Source organism: Rhodococcus sp. EPR-157 (genome assembly GCF_001647195.1).
Lineage (GTDB): Bacteria > Actinomycetota > Actinomycetes > Mycobacteriales > Mycobacteriaceae > Rhodococcoides.
On the sequence record NZ_LVCV01000686.1, the window covers coordinates 1 to 2,801 of the forward strand.

Below are 2,801 nucleotides of genomic sequence, written 5' to 3' on the forward strand. Positions count from 1 at the left end.
GCGTCCCGGTGGCACGCCGACGTGTCGGAGGAGCATGATCGACTGGTGAGTATGTCGCCCGAAACTGTCCCCGCACCGTCAGCCATGCGTCGTGTTCTGCGTCGTGCACGCGACGGTGTGAGTCTCAATGTCGACGAGGCCACCGTCCTGCTGCACGCGCGTGGCGACGATCTGGTGGACGTGATGGCGTCGGCGTCCCGAGTTCGCGATGCAGGACTGCTCGCGGCCGGTCGGGACAAGACCGTGAGCTACTCACGGAAGGTGTTCATCCCGATCACGCGACTGTGCCGCGACAAGTGCCACTACTGCACGTTCGTGACCGTGCCGGGCAAGCTCGCCGCTCAGGGCCACGGGCTGTTCATGGATCCCGACGAGATCGTCGAGGTTGCTCGGAAGGGCGCCGAACTCGGCTGCAAGGAAGCACTGTTCACTCTGGGGGATCGACCGGAGGAGCGGTGGCCCGAGGCCAAGGAATGGCTCGATTCCCGCGGCTACGATTCGACGCTCGACTACGTGCGGGCCATGTCGATCCGTGTCCTCGAGGAGACCGGTCTACTGCCGCACCTCAATCCGGGTGTCATGAGTTGGCAGGAGCTCTCGCGGCTCAAGCCCGTCGCGCCGTCGATGGGCATGATGCTCGAGACCACCTCGCGGCGTCTGTTCGAGGAGAAGGGGCAGGCGCACTACGGTAGCCCCGACAAGGACCCCGAGGTGCGGCTCCGCACGCTGACCGACGCCGGCCGCTTGAACATCCCGTTCACCACCGGAATTCTCGTCGGAATCGGGGAGACGATTCGCGACCGTGCCGAGTCGATCATGGCTATCCGCAAGGCTCACAAAGCATTCGGTCATGTCCAGGAAGTCATCGTCCAGAATTTCCTTGCCAAGGGCGACACCGCGATGCGGTCGGCGCCGAACGCCGGAATGGAAGAGTTCCTCGCGACGATCGCCGTGACACGCATCCTGATGGGCCCGTCCATGCGTATTCAGGCGCCACCGAATCTCGTCGAGACGCAGGAGACCGCCGCGTTGTTGCGTGCGGGAGTCGACGACTGGGGTGGCGTGTCGCCGCTGACACCCGACCACGTCAACCCCGAGCGGCCGTGGCCCAACCTCGACACTCTCGCCGAACTCTCGCAGGCTGCGGGATACACACTGGTCGAACGCACGGCGGCGCAGCCGCAATACGTACTCGCAGGTGCCCCGTGGATCGATCCGAGGATCTCGGCGCACGTACATGCACTGGCTGATTCGGAAACGGGGATGGCCCGTGACGGCGTCATCCCGACGGGTCTGCCGTGGCAGGAACCCGACGAGGAGTGGGAGTCCTCGGGGCGAGTGGATCTGAACAGCGAGATCGACAGCCAGGGGCGAAACACCGACGCACGCTCGGACCTCGCGAACGCATTCGGCGACTGGGAGTCGATCCGGGAGCAGGTCCGCGACCTCGCGGGTCTCGAACGCGTCGACCGGGATCTCGTGTCCGCACTCGATGCCGCGGAGAAAGATCCGGCAGGGTTGTCGGACGAGCAATACCTCGCGTTGGCGACCGCCGAGGGTCCCGGCATGGACGCCGTGGCTGCGCTTGCCGACGAGCTGCGCAAACAGGTCAACGGCGACACCGTCACCTACGTGGTCAACCGGAACATCAACTTCACCAACATCTGCTACACCGGCTGCCGTTTCTGTGCGTTCGCGCAACGCAAGGGCGACGCCGACGCATTCACTCTGTCGACGTCCGAAGTCGCCGATCGAGCGTGGGAAGCGCACGTCGTCGGCGCGACCGAGGTGTGCATGCAGGGCGGGATCGACCCCGAGCTGCCTGTGACGGGGTACGCGGATCTGGTGCGCGCAGTGAAGGAGCGAGTGCCGTCGATGCACGTGCACGCGTTCTCGCCGATGGAGATCGTCAACGGTGCCTCACGCGGCGGACAGTCCATTCGGGATTGGCTGACGGAGTTGCGGGCCGCTGGGCTCGACACGATTCCGGGCACCGCGGCGGAAATTCTCGACGACGAGGTCCGCTGGGTGCTGACGAAGGGCAAGTTGCCGGCCGCCGAGTGGATCGAGGTAGTGACCACGGCGCACGAGGTCGGGCTCAGGTCGTCGTCGACGATGATGTACGGCCACGTCGACAATCCGTCGCACTGGGTAGGACACCTCAACGTACTCAAGAAGATTCAGGACAAGACCGGAGGGTTCACCGAGTTCGTACCGCTTCCGTTCGTGCATCAGAGTTCGCCGCTCTATCTGGCGGGTGCCTCACGGCCGGGGCCGACCAACCGGGACAACCGTGCCGTGCATGCGTTGGCGCGCATCATGCTGCACGGACGGATCGACAGCATCCAGACGTCGTGGGTGAAGCTCGGTACAACGGGTACACAAGCGATGCTGAACGGCGGGGCGAACGACCTCGGCGGAACCTTGATGGAGGAGACCATTTCCCGAATGGCAGGCAGTCAGAACGGCTCGGAGAAGACAGTGGCCGAACTCCACGACATCGCCGAGGGAATCGGCCGACCAGCACGCGAGCGCACCACCACCTATGAGCTGGTCGAGCGGGTTCCATCAGTGGTGGGGCTGGTCTGAGCATGGAGGATCGTACCGTCGCGACGGCTCTGGATCGGGCCGTCGCCATCATCGACCCTGTCCTCGACCTCCTGGCGAATCGCGACCCGGTCGGGTTGAAAGCCAGAACGTTTCGGCGTCCCACCGAGAACGACACCGTGTTGGACAAGGTCCTCGACATGCTGGCGTCGGCGCTGAATGCCACCGACTTCCCCGGCACCGAGGCGTGGCAG

General features: G+C 64.9%; 1 protein-coding gene and 1 pseudogene. Both read left to right on the top strand.

The window, feature by feature from the left end:
* Positions 1-51: 51 nt before the first annotated feature.
* Complete coding sequence (locus A2J03_RS29375) at positions 52-2,589, top strand: bifunctional FO biosynthesis protein CofGH (protein ID WP_197481031.1); 2,538 nt, start codon at positions 52-54, stop codon at positions 2,587-2,589.
* A 2-nt stretch (positions 2,590-2,591) separates the two neighbouring features.
* Positions 2,592-2,801: pseudogene (locus A2J03_RS29380) on the top strand (hypothetical protein); the annotation flags it as partial.

Bases quoted from the DNA above. Each gene is read 5' to 3' on its own strand.
- A2J03_RS29375 (WP_197481031.1), top strand. From the start codon at position 52: ATGTCGCCCGAAACTGTCCCCGCACCGTCAGCCATGCGTCGTGTTCTG.